The sequence below is a fragment of the Curvibacter sp. AEP1-3 genome, from assembly GCF_002163715.1.
Classification (GTDB): domain Bacteria; phylum Pseudomonadota; class Gammaproteobacteria; order Burkholderiales; family Burkholderiaceae_C; genus Allorhodoferax.
This window is the reverse complement of sequence record NZ_CP015698.1, coordinates 4,225,363-4,242,921: the sequence shown is the minus strand read 5'-3', so window position 1 is coordinate 4,242,921 and position 17,559 is coordinate 4,225,363. Positions and strand designations below refer to the sequence as shown.

Genomic DNA, 17,559 nt, shown 5'->3' with positions numbered 1-17,559 from the left:
AATCCCTTTGTCCCACTGGGGACACATCGCACAGTAATCGCGCAGGACGGCCTTGGCAATAGGGCAATCCGCGGGAAAGCTTAGATCAAGCCCCCTATTCAGACCCATTCAGCCGTTTGGCTTAAGCTACGCGGCTATCCATAAACCGGCGCCCACCCCGTGCAAGCTGCTACCCCCGCCTCCTCTGTTGTCATCGCCCGCTGGGCAGCCGTCATCAGCCTGATTGCGCTGATTCTTCTGGGCCTGGTGTGGGAGCTGTGGTTGGCCCCCACCGGTCGCGGGACGCTGGCCCTGAAGGTATTGCCCCTGTGCATACCGCTGGCCGGCCTGCTCAAGAGCCGCATGTACACCTACCGCTGGCTCAGCCTCATGGTGTGGCTGTACTTCACTGAGGGCGTAGTCCGCGCATGGAGCGACAAGGCGCCCGGCAATTGGCTGGCCCTGCTGGAAGTGCTGCTGTGCATCGTGCTGTTTGTGGCTTGCACCTTCCATATCCGCCTGCGCCTGAAGCACGCCAAGGCGCTGCCTGCCAACCCCGAAGAACCCACCACCCGCCCTGCCCCATGATGGATATAGAAGCCCTGCGCGCCACGCTGCGCACCCTCGTCGGTGAAGCCCATGTACTTACCGACGGTGACCTCACCGCCTATGAACAAGACTGGCGCAAACGCGAGCGCGGCCGCGCCTTGGCCGTGGTGCGCCCCGGCACAACAGAAGAAGTAGCCGCTGTAGTGAAAGCCTGTGCCGCAGCGGGCGTGAGCCTGGTGCCTCAGGGCGGCAACACCGGCATGGTGGTCGGCTCCATTCCCGATGCGTCGGGCACTCAGGTACTGCTGAGCCTGCAGCGCTTGAACCGCATCCGCACCATTGACGCAGCTAACCTGACGGTGACGGTAGAGGCTGGCTGTGTGCTGCAGACGCTGCAAGAGGCCTGCGAAAAAGATGGCTTCTTGTTCCCCCTGAGCCTGGCCGCCGAGGGCAGCTGCACCATTGGCGGCAACCTGGCTACCAACGCGGGCGGCACGCAGGTCGTTCGCTATGGCAACACCCGTGAGCTGTGCCTGGGCCTGGAAGTGGTGACCGCGCAGGGCGAGGTCTGGAGCGGCCTGACCGGACTGCGCAAAGACAACACCGGCTATGACCTGCGCCACCTGTTCATCGGCTCCGAGGGAACCCTGGGCGTGATCACCGCAGCCACTTTGCGCATGTATCCCCTGCCCGCGGCCCAACTCACCGCCTTTGCTGCTGTCCCCTCGCTGGACGCGGCCGTGCAACTGCTGGGGCTGGCGCACCAGCACCTGAACTCCGGCCTGACCGGCTTTGAGGTGATGGGCGACTTTGCGTTGAGCCTGGTGCGCAAACACTTTCCCCAGCAAAACGTGCCGTTTGGTGGAATGAGTCCCTACTGCGTGGTGCTGGAAAACTCCGATCACGAGTCTGAAAGCCATGCGCGTGAGCAATTCGAGCGTCTGCTGGAAGCCGCACTCGAACGAGGCTGCGTACTCGACGCCGTGGTGGCAGAAAACATTGCCCAGGCCCGCGCGCTGTGGCACATCCGCGAGAGCATTCCGCTGGCGCAGGCGCAAGAGGGCCTGAACATCAAACACGACATATCGATTGCCGTGTCGCGCATTCCCGCCTTTGTGACCGAAGTGGATGCGTTGCTGGAGCAGCACTTCCCCGGCGTGCGCCTGGTCAATTACGGCCACTTGGGCGACGGCAACTTGCACTACAACGTGCAAGCCCCGGACGGCGCAGATGCAGAAGCCTTTTTGCGCGACCAGGAAGGCCCCATCAACACCCTGGTGTACGAAGTGGTGGACCGTTTCAATGGCTCTATATCCGCCGAGCACGGTATCGGCAGCCTGAAGCGCGAGAAGCTGGCGCACCACAAATCACCCGTGGCTTTGAACGCCATGCGGGCCATCAAGGGCGCGCTGGATCCGAAAAATCTCATGAATCCAGGCAGAGTGCTATCAATTGAGTAGCTGCTCGCGCATATTCCACCGGCGATAGGGGCCTGTTTTATATAGACTCAGGCCGACTCCTCTTCATTTTTCAGGATCCCGTCGTGGCACACCTCATTCTTCTGGCCATCGTCTATCTGTCCTTCATCAGCTTGGGGCTGCCGGACGGCATTCTGGGCGTGGCCTGGCCGGCCATCCGTGCGGACATGGGCCAGCCGCTGGCGGCAGTGGGCGCCATCACCATCACCATGACGATTTGCTCGGCCACTGCGAGCTTCTTTGCGGGGCCAATTGCCAAACGCATGGGTACTGGTGCCGTGGTGGCCAGCAGCTGCCTGATGACAGCGCTGGCGCTATTGGGCTTCTCGGTGGCCCCTTCTTTCGGTTGGCTGGTGGCACTTGCGGTGCCACTGGGCTTGGGTGCTGGCGCTGTGGACGCCAGCTTGAACCACTTTGTGGCGGCGCACTACTCCTCCCGCCACATGAACTGGCTGCACGGTTTCTGGGGCGTGGGCGCCACCACCGGTCCGCTGATCATGGGCCTGGCACTGGCAAGCACCGGAGGCTGGGCGCTGGGGGTACGCAGCATCGGCCTGATGCAACTGACTCTGGCTGTCGTGCTCTGGGCGACCTTGTCACTCTGGGCCAAAGAGCACTCCAAACCACCCGCCGGCGAAGACGCGCATGGAGAGGCTGCCTTCCAACCCGTGCGCCCGCTGGCCACCTGGTTGGCCCCAACCTTGTTCCTGTTTTACGTGGCGGCCGAGATGGGCACCGGCCTGTGGGCGGCCAGTATTCTGGTGACTGACCGCGGCCTCACGCAGGCGCAAGCGGGCATTTGGGTGTCGGTGTATTTCGGCTCCATCACCGCAGGGCGCTTTGCGGTGGGGCTGATCGCCAACCGCTTGGGTAACCGCAAATTGGTGCAGCTGGGCATTGCAGTGGCTGCGCTGGGCGCTCTGGTGTTTGCCCTGCCCGGTGTATTCGGCAGCGCCGCCAGCTTCGGGCTGGTGCTTATGGGCTTGGGCTGTGCGCCGGTGTTTCCGTCGCTGATGCACGAAACCGCGCGCCGCTTTCCGGAAGACGTGGCCCGCACCGTCATCGGCCGGCAAATGACCTTTGCCTATGCCGGTGGCTCGGTCATTCCCGCCGGCTTCGGGCTACTGGCGACCTGGGCCGGGCTGGGCGCGGTGATGCCGGTCGTGGTGGTCATCCTGCTGGCGCTGCTGGCACTGGCCGTCGCGCTGGACCGGATGACCTGACCCGATCAGCGTCGATCAGGTCCGCGCCAGTTTGCGGGCCAGCTGTTCGAGCCGGCCTTTGTAGCCCTCGGCATCAAACGGACGACGGGCGCTGCCGCTGTCCACCGCCGCTTGCGCCACACGCAGGGACACGGTTTGCAGCAGGCGTTTGTCCAGCAAGGTGGGCAGGAGCTTGTCTTTGCTGAAGGCCGCGTCTTCACGCGCCAAATCCGCCAGCGCCAGCACGGCGGCTTTCTTCATGTCTTCATTGATCTGCGGGGCACCCACGTCCAGCGCGGCGCGGAACAGGTAGGGGAAGCACAGCGCGTTGTTCACCTGGTTGGGGTAGTCCGAGCGGCCGGTGGCGGTGATGGCGTCGCGCGAGGCGGCAATTACCAGCTCGGGGCGGATTTCGGGCTCGGGGTTGGCCAGCGCAAACACCACTGGCTTGGCGGCCATGCTGCGCACCATGTCCTGGTTCACCACGCCGGGGCCCGAGAGGCCCAGGAACACGTCGGCACCGGCCAGCGCATCGGCCAGTGTGCGGGCGGCGGTGTCACGGGCCCAGGCGGCTTTCTCGCCGTCGTCGCCCTTGGCACCACGGCCGGTGTAGATCACGCCCTTGGAGTCGCACACGGTGATGTGTGACTTTTTGGCGCCCAGGCTCACCAGCAGCTCCAGACAGGCGTTGGCCGCCGCTCCCGCACCGTTGCACACCAGCGTGACCGCATTCAGCGACTTGCCTTGCAAGTGCAGCGCGTTGATCAGGCCGGCGGCCACCACGATGGCGGTGCCGTGCTGGTCGTCATGGAACACGGGGATGGACAAGCGGGCCCGCAGAGCGCGCTCGATCTCAAAGCACTCGGGCGCCTTGATGTCCTCCAGGTTGATGCCGCCAAACGTGGGGTGCAGGCTGGCAATGGTGTTGATGAGTTTTTGCGGGTCGGTCTCGTCAATCTCGATGTCAAACGCGTCGATGCCGGCAAAGCGCTTGAACAGCACGGCCTTGCCTTCCATCACTGGCTTGCCCGCCAGCGCGCCGATGTTGCCCAGGCCCAGCACAGCGGTACCGTTGGTGATGACGGCCACCAGGTTGCCCTTGGCGGTGTACTCGTAGGCCAGTGCCGGGTCACGCTCAATCTCCAGGCATGGTACGGCCACGCCTGGCGAGTAAGCCAGCGACAGGTCGTCCTGGCTGCTCACGGGCTTGGTCACATGGATTTCAATCTTGCCGCCGATATCATCCGAATGCCGTGCGCGGTGGTAGGCCAGCGCCGCTTCATGCAGGCTGACGCTGCCGTCGGCGCCCACGAATTGCTGTTGTTGTTCGGAACCTGTGGCCTGGGCGGCCGCCATCTGGGGTGCGGAGGTAGACATGCGTGGAATGCGTTTCTGCAGGGATTGCGATAGGCCGGGTCCGGCGGAGCGCCAGATTCTGCGCGCGTTGCTGCCGCACAGCCAGCGAAAATTGCCCGAATTCCATGCGGAAATGTGTTCACCACATGCGCGCACGACATACCCCTGACGGACCTACAATTTCAGCCATGACCAGCCCCACCACCCTCCGCCCTGTGCGCAGCCAGTACGAAGACTTCATGCGCCACGTGCACACCACGGGCGTTTTCAAATCCGACCGCACCGGCACCGGCACGAAAAGCGTGTTCGCCTACCAGATGCGCTTCGACCTGAACGAGGGTTTCCCACTGGTCACCACCAAGAAGGTGCACCTGCGCAGCATCATCCAGGAGCTGCTGTGGTTCCTGACCGGGTCGAGTAACAACAACTGGCTCAAAGAGCGCGGCGTCACCATCTGGGACGAATGGGCGAATCCTGAGACCGGTGACTTGGGCCCTGTCTATGGCGTGCAGTGGCGCAGCTGGCCCACGCCAGACGGCGGCCACATCGACCAGATTGCGGACGTCATCAAGACGCTCAAAAGCAACCCCGACAGCCGCCGCATCATCGTGAGCGCCTGGAACGTGGCCGAGCTGAGCAAGATGGCCCTGATGCCCTGCCACGCCTTCTTCCAGTTCTATGTGGCGCCGGCCGAGACCGAAGGCGGACGCGGTCGCCTCAGCTGCCAGCTCTATCAACGCAGTGCCGACATCTTTTTGGGCGTGCCCTTCAACATTGCCAGCTACGCCCTGCTCACCCACATGGTGGCCCAGCAGTGCGACCTGGACGTGGGCGACTTCATCTGGACCGGTGGCGACTGTCACATCTACAGCAACCACACCGAGCAGGTAGAGCTGCAGCTGAGCCGCACCCCCATGGCCTACCCCACGCTCCACATCAAGCGCAAGCCGGAGAGCATCTTCGATTACCAGTACGAAGACTTTGAAGTAGTGGGCTACGAGTGCCATCCCGCCATCAAGGCACCGGTCGCGGTGTGATGGCAGGCACGATGCACACATCCGCCCCCCTGCCCCGTCTTCACCTGATTTACGCCCGCGCCGCCAACGGTGTGATCGGCATCCACGGCTGCTTGCCCTGGCATTTGCCCGAAGACCTGGCCCACTTCAAGCGGACTACGCTGGGCTGCCCGGTCATCATGGGCCGCAAGACCTGGGACTCGTTGCCCCCGAAGTTCCGTCCCCTGCCCGGCCGCGCCAACATCGTGGTGACACGCCAACCAGATTGGAACGAAACCGGTGCCCAGCGCGCCTCTGACATGCGCGAGGCGCTACAACTTTGTGAGCAGGCTACAGACGTCTGGGTCATTGGTGGTGCGCAGCTCTACGCCCTGGCGGAGCCTGTGGCGCAGACGGCGGTGGTTACCGAGATAGAGAAAGACTTTGAAGGTGACGCCTTCGCCCCCACCTTGGGCGCAGCGTGGCAAGAGACTGCCCGCGAACGCCATGTGGCAGCCAGCGGGCTGCCTTTCAGTTTTGTAACTTACACACGCAGTTAAGGAGATTCGCACATGTCAGGCGGCGGTTTTCACGTCCACGGACCCCACGACCACGAGCTGGAGCACGCCACCCAAGGGGGACATGGTGGTGGCCACGGCGGTGAGCACGGAGGCCACAGCGGCGGCATGATCAACCAGATCGCCATGTTCACGGCCATCATCGCCACCGTGGGCGCCATCTTTGCCTACATGGGCGGCGCCACCCAGGCCAATGCCGGCCTTTACAAGAACAACGCAGCCTTGAAGAAGACCGAAGCCTCGAACCAGTGGAATTTCTTCCAGGCCAAGAGCACCAAACAGTCCCTGGCCGAATTGGCCCGCGACCTGACCGCCAAGCCGGAAGACAAGACCAAGTACCAGGCCAAGATCGACCGCTACGAAGGCGAAAAGGCCGATATCAAAACCAAGGCCGAAGCCCTGGAAGCTGAGGCTACCGAGTGGGACCACAAGAGCGATGAGCAAATGCACCAGCACCACCGCTGGGCGCAAGCCACCACGGTGCTGCAGGTCGCGATTGCACTGGCCGCCATTGCGCTACTGACCAAGAAGAAGTGGCTGGAGTTGGCCATGTTCGGCGTGGGCGGTGTGGGTGTTGCCGTGGGCGCACTGGCTGCGCTACATATTTAGGAGCTGCTTGCGCAGATCAAACGGGCGCTAGCGCCCGTTTTTATTTGGAAACAACCATGAAACTCGCTACCTGGAACGTCAACTCTTTAGGCGTGCGCCTGCCCCAAGTGCTGGACTGGCTGGCCGCCAACCCGGTCGATGTGCTCGCCCTGCAAGAGCTCAAACTCACCGACGACAAATTTCCCGCCGACGCGTTTGAGGCCATCGGCTACCACGCCCAGTGGTTCGGCCAGAAGACCTACAACGGCGTGGCCCTGCTCTCGCGCACGCCCGCCAGCGACATTATCAAGAACATCCCCGGTTTCGACGACGATATGTCTCGCGTGATCACCGGCACGGTGGAGGGTATACGCGTGATTGGTGCTTACTTCCCCAACGGGCAAGAGCCGGGCAGCGACAAGTTTGAATACAAGATGGAGTGGCTCACTGCGCTGCGCCGCTGGGTGAAAGACGAGCTCGCCGCGCACCCGAATCTGGTGCTGATGGGCGACTACAACATCACCTTTGACGAGGACGATGTGTGGGACCCGGTGAACCTGGAAGGCACCATCCACTGTACCGAGGAAGAGCGCTACCACCTGCGCGCCCTGATAGCGCTGGGCCTGTGCGACAGCTACCGCTTGTTCCCGCAGCCGCCCAAGTCCTACAGCTGGTGGGATTACCGCGATGCGGGCTTCCGCCGCAACCGCGGGCTGCGCATTGACCACATTCTGGTGAGCAACGCGCTCAAGCCACTGGTGAAGGCCTGCACCATCGACAAGACCCCGCGCAAGAACGAGCGCCCCAGCGACCACGCGCCGGTGGTGGTGGATATCAACCCGGCAGCCTGATCAAACTCCACCCACAAAAAAGCCGGCGCATGCGCCGGCTTTTTGCTATCGAATCAGGAACTACTCGCGCTTATCTATTGGGCGCTAGCGGCTCTTTTTACTTCAAACTCACTCCAAGCCCAGCTCCTGGATCTTGCGGGTGATGGTGTTGCGGCCGATACCCAGCTTTTGCGCGGCTTCAATGCGGCGGCCTTTGGTATTGGCCAAGGCCGCCAAAATCAGGCGCGACTCAAAACGGCGGGTCAAGGTGTCCCACACCTCGGGCTGACCGGAGCCGAGCAAGGCCACAGCCTCGGTCTCCAGCTCGGCCTCCCAGCCTTCCAGCGGTCCATGGGCCGCTGCCGCGCGTGCCAGCACGTGCGACAGGTCTTCCGACTCATGGCTCGCGGGTGCATGGGCATGCGCATCCAGAGGCACATCTTTGAGCTGCGCCTCAGGGGCAGCAGTGAGCACGGGCTTGGCCACCAAAGGTTCACCGGTTTCCGCACGGCCCAGGCTCACCTCAGGCGGCAGGTCCTTGCGTTCAATGACCTGCGCTGGCGCCATCACGGTCAACCAGTGGCAGATGTTCTCCAGCTGGCGCACGTTGCCGGGGAAGCTGAAGCCCTCCAGCCAGGTCAGTGCAGAATCCGAAATGCGCTTGGGCTCTACGCCCAGTTGCTTGGCGCTTTGCTGCAAGAAGTGGCGGGTCAACATGGCCACGTCTTCCTTGCGCTCGCGCAGGGCCGGCAGGCGCAGGCGAATCACATTCAGGCGGTGGAACAAGTCTTCCCGGAACACGCCGTCCTTGACGCGTTGCTCCAGGTTCTGGTGAGTGGCAGCGATCACACGCACGTTCGATTTGACGGCACTGTGCCCGCCCACGCGGTAGAAGTGACCGTCGCTCAAAACGCGCAGCAAACGGGTCTGCAGCTCGAACGGCATATCGCCGATTTCGTCCAGAAACAGCGTACCGCCATCGGCCTGCTCAAAGCGGCCACGGCGCATGGTTTGCGCGCCGGTGAAGGCACCGCGTTCATGGCCGAAGAGTTCGCTCTCCAACAGGTCTTTGGGAATGGCTGCAGTGTTGATGGCCACAAACGGGCCATCGGCGCGCGGGGAATGCTTGTGCAGCGCACGGGCCACCAGCTCTTTGCCGGAGCCGGATTCGCCGGTGATCATCACCGTGACGTTGCTCTGGCTCAAGCGGCCGATGGCACGGAACACGTCCTGCATGGCGGGCGCCTGACCCAGCATTTCGGGGGACTCGGCCATGCGCTCTTCGGCTACTTCCTCGCGCTGGCTTTCTTCCACTGCGCGGCGGATGAGCTCTACTGCTTTGGGTAGATCGAAGGGTTTGGGCAGGTATTCAAAAGCGCCGCCCTGGAAGGCGCTGACTGCGCTGTCCAAGTCCGAGAAGGCCGTCATGATGATGACGGGCAGTCCGGGGTGTTTGGCCTTGACTTTTTCGAGCAGGTCCAGACCGGAGCCCCCGGGCATGCGGATGTCGCTCACCAGGATTTGCGGGCCTTCATCGTCTGCTGCGGTGCTCAGCGCAGTCAGTACATCGCGTGGATTGGAAAAACTGCGTGTGGGCAGGTGCTCACGCAGCAGTGCCTTCTCCAGCACGAAGCGGATGGACTGGTCATCATCTACGATCCAAATCGGCTTCATGTTGTGCGGCACCCTATATTCTTTGTCGGTCTGTTACGGTAACGGAATCAAGATTTTGAAGTCCGTACGGCCCGGCACGCTGTCCACTTCAATCAGACCGTGGTGTTGCTGAACAAAGGTTTGCGCCAGTGTGAGCCCCAGTCCGGATCCGCCATCCCTGCCCGACACCAGCGGGTAAAAAATGCGGTCTCTGATCGAATCTGGCACGCCAGGTCCGTTGTCAATGACATGCAATTCCAATGCCAACCGGTAACGCTGTTTGCCGAAGGTGATCTGCCGTGTCACGCGGGTCTTGAATGTCACACAACCGTCACCCGCAGCAATGCGCTCGGCCAGGGCCTGGCAGGCATTGTGGGCAATGTTCAGCACGGTTTGTATGAGCTGCTCGCGGTCACCCCGGAACTCGGGGATGGAGGTGTCGTAGTCCCGCACCACCCGCAAGCCTTTGGGGAACTCGGCAAGGATGAGGGAGCGCACGCGCTCACACACCTCGTGAATATTCACATCGCCCACCAAGTGAGGCCGGCGGTGCGGAGCCAGCAGGCGGTCTACCAGACTCTGCAGGCGATCCGCCTCATGGATGATGACCTGCGTGTACTCGGTGAGCTCCGGAGACTCCATCTCCATCTCGAGCAGTTGCGCCGCGCCACGAATGCCACCCAAAGGGTTCTTGATTTCGTGGGCGAGGTTGCGGATCAGCTCTTTATTGGTCTGGGCCTGTTCAGCCAGACGTTCTTCGCGGTCCTGACGGGTCTGCTGCTCCTGGGGCACCATTTCCACAATGATGTCATTGGAGAGTTCCGTACGCGTCACGATCACGTGCACGGGCATGGCATCGAGCCCGTTGCGCTTGAGCAAAGCGTCGTAACGCAAGGCCGCAAACGCGTTGTCGAGCGCACCCTCCAGGGCACTGTGCAGCTGGGCCGGCTCAGTAAACACCTCGGCAAAGTTGGAGCCGATGATGGTCCGGCGCGAGATGCCCAAGGCATCCTCTAGGGCTGCGTTCGAGAACTGCACCGAAGCATCGGCCGTGACCACTGCCACGAGCGTGGCCAGCAAGTCAAAAGAATGGAAGCGCTCCATGGGGCTTGTCCGGTGGATGAAATGAAGGATTTGCCGTCAGCATAGCGGCCCGGGGCCACGCGCAGACGGGCTTACTGCTTGACGGTCGCCGCAGGCAAGCGGCCGAGTTCACGGCGGATACCGGCGATGTCACTCTCATTGCGGGCCAGTGAGGCCTTGAGCTCCGCCACACGGTCCAGGTATTTCTGGTGGTTGCGAGCTTCGGGACCCAGCTTTTCGGGCTCGCCGTTGTTGTATTCCTTCTGCAGCTCGATATGGCGGGCTTCCGCTTTTTTGAGCTCGGCTTCCAAAATCAGGCGGGCGTCGGAGTCTTTGGCGCGCTGGTCGGCACTGTCTATCCGCGGTGCGGAGCTCGGTGCAGACGCCACTTTCACACCGCCGCCACCCCCGGCAGGCTTCTGCCCTTGCACCACCGTGACGTTGCCACCGGAAATGAGCTTGCAGGTTTTGGCCTGGGCTTCAGTGACGGTGTTGGTGTATTCGTTGCCGCAACGGTAGATGCGCTCCTGCGCTGCTACGCCCGAGATGGCGCCTGCAGTGAGCAAAAGAATCAGGAGTGTGGGTTTCATGCTGTTTCGGTGTCCGCGCTATCTTTTCGTGAGCGCTGGGATTCAGTATGCGCTAAAAAGTGCCCAAGAACAAAACACCCGAGTATCCCCGACTTGGGGGAGGCTATCTGTGAGCAAGTGTTCCATGAAAAAAGGACGGCTCGCGCCGTCCTTTTTCGCTTGCCTCAGTGCTTTGCAGCGCCGGGATTACAGGCTGTAGTACATGTCGTATTCGACAGGGTGTACAGACATGCGGTAGCGGGTCACTTCTTGCATCTTCAGGTCGATGTAGGCATCGATCATGGAATCAGTGAACACACCACCCTTGGTCAGGAACGCGCGGTCCTTGTCCAAGTGCTCCAAGGCTTGATCCAAGCTGTGGCACACGGTTGGCACCTTTGCATCTTCCTCGGGAGGCAGATGGTAGAGGTCCTTGGTGGCTGCTTCGCCGGGATGGATCTTGTTTTCCACGCCGTCCAGACCCGCCATCAGCAAGGCTGCGAAGCCCAGGTACGGGTTCATCAATGGATCGGGGAAACGTGCTTCCACGCGACGGCCCTTGGGGTTCGCCACGAAAGGAATACGGATGGAAGCGGAACGGTTCTTGGCAGAGTAAGCCAACTTGACCGGAGCTTCGAAGTGAGGAACCAGGCGCTTGTAGCTGTTGGTACCTGGGTTGGTGATGGCGTTCAGGGCACGTGCGTGCTTGATGATGCCGCCGATGTAGTACAGCGCGAAGTCAGACAGACCTGCATAGCCGTCGCCGGCGAACAGGTTCTTGCCGTCTTTCCACACGGACTGGTGCACGTGCATGCCGGAACCGTTGTCACCGTGGTAAGGCTTGGGCATGAAAGTAGCTGTCTTGCCGTAAGCATTGGCCACGTTGTGCACCACGTACTTTTGCAACATGGTCCAGTCAGCGCGCTCAACCAAAGTGGAGAACTTGGTGCCGATTTCGTTCTGGCCAGCGCCCGCCACTTCGTGGTGGAACACTTCAACCGGGATGCCCAGGGATTCGAGGATCAGGGACATCTCAGCGCGCATGTCTTGCGTGCTGTCAACGGGAGGAACGGGGAAGTAGCCACCCTTGACGGTGGGACGGTGACCGCGGTTGCCGCCTTCGAGCTTGGAACCGGTGTTCCAGGGAGCTTCGTACTCTTCGATTTCGTAGAAGGTGTTGTTGGCATCTGTGGACCAACGCACGCCGTCAAACAAGAAGAATTCTGGCTCGGGACCGAAGTAAGCGGTGTCGCCCATGCCGGAAGCCTTCAAGTAGGCTTCTGCGCGCTTGGCGATGGAACGTGGATCGCGATCGTAGGACTTGCCGTCGGCAGGTTCCACCACATCGCAGTTCATGATCAGGGTGGTTTCTTCGAAGAAAGGATCGATGTTTGCTGTGCCTGGATCGGGCATCAACAACATGTCGGAAGCTTCGATTCCCTTCCAGCCGGCGATGGAGGAGCCGTCGAACGCGTGGCCGGAGGTGAACTTGTCTTCGTCAAAATGCGAAACAGGCACAGTGGTGTGCTGCTGCTTACCACGGGTATCGGTGAAACGGAAGTCAACAAATTTGACTTCGTTCTCTTTCACCATCTTCATCACATCTGCGACGGTCTTGGCCATCAAATACTCCTGTTGCACGGTTGTAAAAAGATTTGCCCTGCTGTTAATGCAGCTTTTGTGCCAAAGCACGCACCAAAGCAAATTCGACAAACCGCTCTATTTTGCATCCTTAAAACGTGCTTTTGCACCCCTGCCAGAACAAAGAAACTGCCTGGAGCCCCGATTAGCAACTCGCACGCACCGAAAACGTGCATATCAAAATACGCACCAAAACAATGCGGATTGATTAACGCACCAATTCGGGGCCTAAAGGCATTTCCAGTTTTCGCAGGCCCTCCAACATCTGCGCATAGGCGGCGGGTAGATCCTGCGGGCGACCTTTCACCCCCAGCTCAATATGCTTGCCGTACTGCGGGTGATCCACGCTGGGCAGGCTGAACACCTTCACCGGGTGCTGCTGCTCCAACTGCTCCATGAGCGGGGTTAGCAAAGACTCCATGGCGCCAAACACGATGACCGACTGCTCGCGCCAGGCATCGGTTTGGAACCATGCACTGCAATGGGTATCGAGCACCCACTCGACCATGGGCCAGGCCATCACAGGAAAGCCCGGCACAAAGTGGACAGCCCCCTGCCCCGTGCCCGGATGGCTGAAGCCGGGAATCTTGTTGTACGGGTTGGGAATGATGGCCGACCCGGCGGGAAACATGCCCATCTGCAGGCGGTGCACATTGTCCGGGCGCTCAGGCTCAAAGGCGGTACCTTGCTCACGGGCCACGTCCTGCATGCGTTCCATGATCAGGGCGCGGGCCGCTTCACTAAGCGCCAGACTTTTGCCGAGTGCGTTGGCTGCACATTGGCGGGTGTGGTCATCCGGCGTCGCGCCGATTCCACCAAAAGAGAACACGGTGTCGCCGGAGGCGAATGCCGCGGCCAATGTCGCTGTGATGCGCTCGGGGTCATCCCCCACGTAGTGCGCATAGGCCAGAGGCAAGCCACGCGCGCCCAGCAGTTCAATGGCTTTGGACAAATGCTTGTCGGCGCGCTTGCCGGAGAGGATCTCGTCCCCGATGATGATGACGCCGAATTTCATAAAAGCTCCATATCCACGGTGTCCACCACCAAGGGCATTTGCGTGGTAGCGGTATCGGGCGAGCGCTGGGCCCGCAGGTTCTGCAAGGCACTCAGTCCATAGTGGGAAAACCAGAGTGACGAGAAGGCAAAAATGAGGGTGTACAACCAGATGGACAGCGGCACCAGAAACGGCGCCAGCGCCACTGCCATGAAGCCCAGAGACCACACCAGGCTGGGCGCAGCGCCCATGTACCCGGTGACCACGCCCATGCCCAACAGCCACCAGCGGTGGCGCTTGAAAATTTCACGGCGCTCCTCCGCGCTGGCATGGTCTGCCAAGGCGTCAAACGCCATCACGCGGCAGGTCAACCAGCCCCAGATCAGTGGCGGCAAAATCAGCACCAGGGGAGGCACCAGCCACAGCGGCATGGACAGCACCAGCGCAAGCAAGGCAACGATGGTAGACATGGCAGCCCAACCTACGCTGGCGAAATAGGAGGCTCCGGCCGCCTTTTCCAAAGTGGGGAAGCGGCGCTTTGCGACCAATTGCACGATCATGGGTGCCATCAGCGTGGCCACCACGAACAGACAGCCCACCAGCACCAGCGGGGTGAGCATCAGGATCACGATCAGGGGAACCAGCACGGTTTTGAGTTTTCCAGCCCCCACCGACTCCAGCCAGCCCCACATGATTTGCAGCCAGTCCATGGATTCGAGCAACTGGGTCACCCAGGCCAGCAAGCCGTCCAGGTAAAAGTAGCCTAGGCCGGCGGTTACGCCCACCATCAGCACCAGGGGCAGTAGCGACCACAGCATGACCTTGGGGTGCAAGCAGTACACCAGCGATCGCCAGAAGGCATCCAGGACGGCATTCATGGGCTTACTCCTTGGATTGCACGGCGGCAATTTCCTCCGCACTCAGCCAGCGCCATTGGCCCGGAGCCAGGTCGTCGGGCAAGGACACCCCGCCAATCCGGGACCGGTGCAAACCTTCCACACGGTTGCTGACAGCTGCCAGCATGCGCTTGACCTGGTGGTATTTGCCCTCAGTCAGGGTCAGGCGCAAGTGAAATTCGCTCACCGCTTCGCAGGCTGCTGCACGGACCGGTTTGGGGTCATCGTCCAGCACCACGCCACTCAGAAGTTTATTGACCTGCTTGACATCCAGAGGGTGCTTCACCGTCACCTCGTACACCTTGGGCACATGGTGCTTGGGTGAGCTCATGCGGTGGATGAATTTGCCGTCATCGGTGAGCAACAGCATGCCGGTGGTGTCCTGGTCCAGCCGCCCCACGGCTTGCACGCCCTGCACCGCCGCTTTCTGAGGACGCAGGCGCAATGGGCTGGGCAAAAGGGTGTAAATGCTGGGGTAAGTGGAAGGCTTTTGCGAACACTCGGTACCAGCGGGCTTGTGGAGCATCAAGTAGGCCCGCTCGGCGTAGGGCCAGTCCACACCCTGCACCCTGAAACGCAAGCCTTCCGCTACAAATTCAGTAGCTGCTTGCGCAATGGTAACGGGCGCTGGACCCTCATTGGGCATAAAAACCTGAACCAGACCCTGCTGAATCAATCCTGCACACACACGGCGCGTGCCGAAACCTTGGGTATAGAGTATTTCCTGAAGCTGCATAACCGTAGTATCGCAGTGACTTCCGCTAGACTTGAAGCCTACCCTTCCAACCGGAATCTGTGCCATGACCGACGATTTGGTGTTCAGTGACGAGCTAGAGGCAGACGTTCAAACCAAGGCAGCTGCTCCATGGCAGGTTTTGGTGGTGGACGATGAGCCGGCCGTGCATGAAGTGACCAAGCTGGTGATGTCGGACTTTGAGATGGACGGCCGCGGTTTGCAGTTCACCCACTGCTACAGCGCTGCCGAAGCCCGGGCTTTGCTGGCCCAGCGCAACGACATCGCGTTGATTCTGCTGGATGTGGTCATGGAGTCCGAGCATGCCGGGCTGGATCTGGCCAAGTACATCCGTGAAGACCTGGGCAACCTTAATGTGCGCATTGTGCTGCGCACCGGTCAACCCGGGCAGGCGCCCGAAGAACAAGTAATCCGCGATTACGACATCAACGATTACAAGGAAAAAACAGACCTCACCCGCCGCAAGCTGATCACCGTGTTTTATGCCGGCTTGCGGGCTTACCGGGATTTGATGCGCATTGAAAATGCTCGCTTGGGCCTGATCCGCTCGATTGAAGCGATTTGCGAGGTATGCGACTCCAACAACCTGCGCAGTTTTGCTTCCGCCGTGTTGGCACAACTCAACTCCCTCCTGGGCCTCAATGGCGAAGGGCTGTGCGCCAGCAGAGTATCGGCTTACACCGCCAATGCTGCACACGGTCAGCTCAAAGTACTGGCTGTTACCGATGCCTACTCCCGTTTGATGGTCGATGACCAGGTCGCCAACTTGCCGGTGGCGGTGCAAACCGCCATCCGGGAGTCCCTCTCCGCCAAAGCCAGCCGCCATGGGGAGCGGTTTTACGCCGGCTATTTTTGCACCAAGGCCGGCAGCGAGAGCCTCATTTACATGGAGTTCCCTGACCCCATCAACAGCCAAGCCCGTGAATTGCTGGAGCTTTTCTCCCGCAATGTCGCCATTACGTATGACAGCCTTTTGCTACGGGAAGAAACCGAAAGCACCCAACGGGACACCATTTCGGTGTTGGGCAACGCCATCGAGCGGCGTGACAGCGCATCGTCACGGCACCTGGAGCGGGTTGGAGCGATTGCCGCATTGTTAGCCAAGCTCACTGGCAGCAATGAAGCAGAAGCAGAACTGATCCGCACCGCTGCCACCCTGCACGATGTCGGCAAAGCCTGCATCCCCGACCAGATCCTGACCAAAGCCGGGCCGCTGACAGATGAAGAATGGAACGTCATGCGCACCCATTCCAGCGAGGGACACTTGCTCCTCTCGCGATCCGCCTCCCGGGTGCATGCACTTGGCGCCCTCATCGCCAGCGAGCACCATGAACGCTGGGATGGCAGCGGCTACCCCGCCGGCCTCAAAGGGGACGCCATCAGCCTGGTGGGGCGCATTTCTGCAATCGCAGACGTGCTTGACTCGCTTGTGAGCCCCAGCAGCTACAAACCCGCTTGGGAACTCAGCACTGCGCTGGACTATCTGCGACAAGGGGCCGGCACCCATTTTGACCCGATGCTGGTCAGCGTGCTGCTATCGCACCGGGCCGATGTCGAGCATATTTACCAAGGCTAATTGAAGCGGCTAGTCAATAGTCTGGCTCACCCACTCCCCCCTCTTTCGGACCGATAGCGGGGATTGCAAAAGACGGATAAACTTTTGCAAGCACTAAAGGCTTCACAGAAAGCCTCACATTCAGGGTGAAGTCATGTTCCTTTATTTTTTGGGCGGGTTGATAGTCGGCATCGCAGCCGCCTATTGGCGCAACCGTTACCTGCAGAGGCAACGGCGCCGGATCCCGTCTGTCTGGCCGCTGAAGGTGCGCCCCATGGTCAATAGCCGCGAGCGCAAGGTGTGGCTCTGGCTGACCAAAGTGATGTTTGACCAGCAGGTGCTGGTCAAGCTGCCAGTGACCCGGTTTACCGTTCCCTCCCAGCAAACAGAAGCCACGCATTGGTACAAGCTGCTCAATGGCGTCTACTGCACCTTTACCGTATGCGGGCTGGACGGGAAAGTCATCGGCTGTGTCGATGTGCCGGGCCCCGGCGGCTTGTCCCTAGGGAACCAGACCCTCAAGCACACCCTGCTGGAGCAATGCAATGTGCGTTACTGGGTGGTAGATCCGGACAACCTCCCCCACCTGACCCAAATCCGCACGGCGTTTCTGGGTGAGCATGCTGCGATGGTCGCCAACGACAAGCAACTGGATACCCGTTTCCAGAACGTTCGCGAACATTTGCAGGCCGCAGTGACCCGCAGACGCCAGAGCAAATCCGCCGAGGGCAGTACCTCAGGATTCACACCCCTCTCCAGCGGAGAGTTTCAGGAAAGCCGCCTCGCATCCGGCTGGGAGCTGAACTCGTTTGTGAGCCCCTTGGACAGCCGGATGGACAAGCTCCAATAGGAGAAGCGA

Annotated in this window: 17 protein-coding genes; 9 read left to right on the top strand and 8 right to left on the bottom strand. The window is 61.0% G+C overall.

The genetic code is table 11. The features are described 5' to 3' along the window. Positions 1–159 precede the first annotated feature (159 nt). From AEP_RS19865 to AEP_RS19855, 3 genes are all read left to right on the top strand, one after another. A complete protein-coding gene (locus AEP_RS19865; RefSeq protein WP_087496994.1) occupies positions 160–567 on the top strand; it encodes a DUF2069 domain-containing protein in 408 nt (135 codons plus the stop codon). Continuing rightward, positions 564–1,988, top strand: coding sequence for an FAD-binding oxidoreductase (locus AEP_RS19860; RefSeq protein WP_198301867.1), 1,425 nt, complete (start codon positions 564–566; stop codon positions 1,986–1,988). The genes AEP_RS19865 and AEP_RS19860 overlap by 4 nt, the downstream gene beginning before the upstream one ends. Before the next feature lie 83 nt (positions 1,989–2,071). Further along, positions 2,072–3,229 carry an MFS transporter gene (locus AEP_RS19855; protein ID WP_157673236.1) on the top strand — a complete coding sequence of 386 codons (1,158 nt, stop codon included), beginning with the start codon at positions 2,072–2,074 and terminating at the stop codon, positions 3,227–3,229. A 15-nt stretch (positions 3,230–3,244) separates the two neighbouring features. Here the strand turns inward: AEP_RS19855 and AEP_RS19850 are convergent, their stop codons facing one another. Then, complete coding sequence (locus AEP_RS19850) at positions 3,245–4,585, bottom strand: malic enzyme-like NAD(P)-binding protein (protein ID WP_335583057.1); 1,341 nt, start codon at positions 4,583–4,585, stop codon at positions 3,245–3,247. Positions 4,586–4,752: 167 nt separating this feature from the next. Here AEP_RS19850 and AEP_RS19845 point away from each other — a divergent pair, with 167 nt between their 5' ends. The 4 genes from AEP_RS19845 to AEP_RS19830 are packed head-to-tail and all read left to right on the top strand — an operon-like array spanning position 4,753 to position 7,576. Next, positions 4,753–5,601 carry a thymidylate synthase gene (locus AEP_RS19845; RefSeq protein WP_087496992.1) on the top strand — a complete coding sequence of 283 codons (849 nt, stop codon included), beginning with the start codon at positions 4,753–4,755 and terminating at the stop codon, positions 5,599–5,601. An 11-nt stretch (positions 5,602–5,612) separates the two neighbouring features. Then, positions 5,613–6,119 carry a dihydrofolate reductase gene (locus AEP_RS19840; protein ID WP_087497446.1) on the top strand — a complete coding sequence of 169 codons (507 nt, stop codon included), beginning with the start codon at positions 5,613–5,615 and terminating at the stop codon, positions 6,117–6,119. Positions 6,120–6,131: 12 nt separating this feature from the next. Further along, on the top strand, positions 6,132–6,746 hold the full coding sequence (locus tag AEP_RS19835; protein WP_087496991.1) for a DUF4337 domain-containing protein: 615 nt from the start codon (positions 6,132–6,134) through the stop codon (positions 6,744–6,746). 56 nt (positions 6,747–6,802) lie between these two features. Continuing rightward, positions 6,803–7,576: an exodeoxyribonuclease III gene (locus AEP_RS19830; protein ID WP_087496990.1), complete on the top strand. Its 774-nt coding sequence runs from the start codon at positions 6,803–6,805 to the stop codon at positions 7,574–7,576. 108 nt (positions 7,577–7,684) lie between these two features. On the opposite strand, the gene ntrC is transcribed toward AEP_RS19830, so the two are convergent. The 7 genes from ntrC to AEP_RS19795 form a co-directional block, all read right to left on the bottom strand. Further along, positions 7,685–9,229 (bottom strand): nitrogen regulation protein NR(I), encoded by a 1,545-nt coding sequence (gene ntrC, locus AEP_RS19825; protein ID WP_087496989.1) that lies wholly within the window; start codon positions 9,227–9,229, stop codon positions 7,685–7,687. Positions 9,230–9,262: 33 nt separating this feature from the next. Then, positions 9,263–10,312: a nitrogen regulation protein NR(II) gene (gene glnL, locus AEP_RS19820; RefSeq protein ID WP_087496988.1), complete on the bottom strand. Its 1,050-nt coding sequence runs from the start codon at positions 10,310–10,312 to the stop codon at positions 9,263–9,265. A gap of 71 nt (positions 10,313–10,383) precedes the next feature. After that, positions 10,384–10,881 carry a hypothetical protein gene (locus tag AEP_RS19815; protein WP_087496987.1) on the bottom strand — a complete coding sequence of 166 codons (498 nt, stop codon included), beginning with the start codon at positions 10,879–10,881 and terminating at the stop codon, positions 10,384–10,386. Positions 10,882–11,067: 186 nt separating this feature from the next. Continuing rightward, the gene (gene glnA / locus AEP_RS19810; RefSeq protein WP_087496986.1) at positions 11,068–12,483 is read right to left on the bottom strand and encodes a type I glutamate--ammonia ligase; all 1,416 of its coding nucleotides are present in this window, start codon (positions 12,481–12,483) and stop codon (positions 11,068–11,070) included. A gap of 226 nt (positions 12,484–12,709) precedes the next feature. Further along, complete coding sequence (locus tag AEP_RS19805) at positions 12,710–13,516, bottom strand: competence/damage-inducible protein A (RefSeq protein ID WP_087496985.1); 807 nt, start codon at positions 13,514–13,516, stop codon at positions 12,710–12,712. Beyond that, positions 13,513–14,373, bottom strand: coding sequence for an EI24 domain-containing protein (locus tag AEP_RS19800; protein WP_087496984.1), 861 nt, complete (start codon positions 14,371–14,373; stop codon positions 13,513–13,515). The genes AEP_RS19805 and AEP_RS19800 overlap by 4 nt, the downstream gene beginning before the upstream one ends. 4 nt (positions 14,374–14,377) lie before the next feature. Next, positions 14,378–15,127, bottom strand: coding sequence for a 16S rRNA pseudouridine(516) synthase (locus AEP_RS19795; protein ID WP_087496983.1), 750 nt, complete (start codon positions 15,125–15,127; stop codon positions 14,378–14,380). 64 nt (positions 15,128–15,191) lie between these two features. On the opposite strand from AEP_RS19795, the gene AEP_RS19790 reads away from it, so the two are divergent. Then, on the top strand, positions 15,192–16,721 hold the full coding sequence (locus AEP_RS19790) for an HD domain-containing phosphohydrolase (RefSeq protein ID WP_087496982.1): 1,530 nt from the start codon (positions 15,192–15,194) through the stop codon (positions 16,719–16,721). 133 nt (positions 16,722–16,854) lie between these two features. After that, positions 16,855–17,550, top strand: a complete 696-nt coding sequence (locus tag AEP_RS19785; RefSeq protein ID WP_087496981.1) for a hypothetical protein — start codon at positions 16,855–16,857, stop codon at positions 17,548–17,550. Positions 17,551–17,559 lie beyond the last annotated feature (9 nt).

Excerpts from the sequence above, each read along its gene's own strand:
- ntrC (WP_087496989.1), bottom strand. The coding sequence starts at position 9,229 with ATGAAGCCGATTTGGATCGTAGATGATGACCAGTCCATCCGCTTCGTG.
- AEP_RS19805 (WP_087496985.1), bottom strand. The coding sequence starts at position 13,516 with ATGAAATTCGGCGTCATCATCATCGGGGACGAGATCCTCTCCGGCAAG.
- glnA (WP_087496986.1), bottom strand. The coding sequence starts at position 12,483 with ATGGCCAAGACCGTCGCAGATGTGATGAAGATGGTGAAAGAGAACGAA.
- AEP_RS19790 (WP_087496982.1), top strand. The coding sequence starts at position 15,192 with ATGACCGACGATTTGGTGTTCAGTGACGAGCTAGAGGCAGACGTTCAA.
- AEP_RS19840 (WP_087497446.1), top strand. The coding sequence starts at position 5,613 with ATGCACACATCCGCCCCCCTGCCCCGTCTTCACCTGATTTACGCCCGC.
- AEP_RS19835 (WP_087496991.1), top strand. The coding sequence starts at position 6,132 with ATGTCAGGCGGCGGTTTTCACGTCCACGGACCCCACGACCACGAGCTG.
- AEP_RS19850 (WP_335583057.1), bottom strand. The coding sequence starts at position 4,585 with ATGTCTACCTCCGCACCCCAGATGGCGGCCGCCCAGGCCACAGGTTCC.
- AEP_RS19800 (WP_087496984.1), bottom strand. The coding sequence starts at position 14,373 with ATGAATGCCGTCCTGGATGCCTTCTGGCGATCGCTGGTGTACTGCTTG.
- AEP_RS19795 (WP_087496983.1), bottom strand. The coding sequence starts at position 15,127 with ATGCAGCTTCAGGAAATACTCTATACCCAAGGTTTCGGCACGCGCCGT.
- AEP_RS19785 (WP_087496981.1), top strand. The coding sequence starts at position 16,855 with ATGTTCCTTTATTTTTTGGGCGGGTTGATAGTCGGCATCGCAGCCGCC.
- AEP_RS19830 (WP_087496990.1), top strand. The coding sequence starts at position 6,803 with ATGAAACTCGCTACCTGGAACGTCAACTCTTTAGGCGTGCGCCTGCCC.
- glnL (WP_087496988.1), bottom strand. The coding sequence starts at position 10,312 with ATGGAGCGCTTCCATTCTTTTGACTTGCTGGCCACGCTCGTGGCAGTG.
- AEP_RS19815 (WP_087496987.1), bottom strand. The coding sequence starts at position 10,881 with ATGAAACCCACACTCCTGATTCTTTTGCTCACTGCAGGCGCCATCTCG.
- AEP_RS19845 (WP_087496992.1), top strand. The coding sequence starts at position 4,753 with ATGACCAGCCCCACCACCCTCCGCCCTGTGCGCAGCCAGTACGAAGAC.
- AEP_RS19860 (WP_198301867.1), top strand. The coding sequence starts at position 564 with ATGATGGATATAGAAGCCCTGCGCGCCACGCTGCGCACCCTCGTCGGT.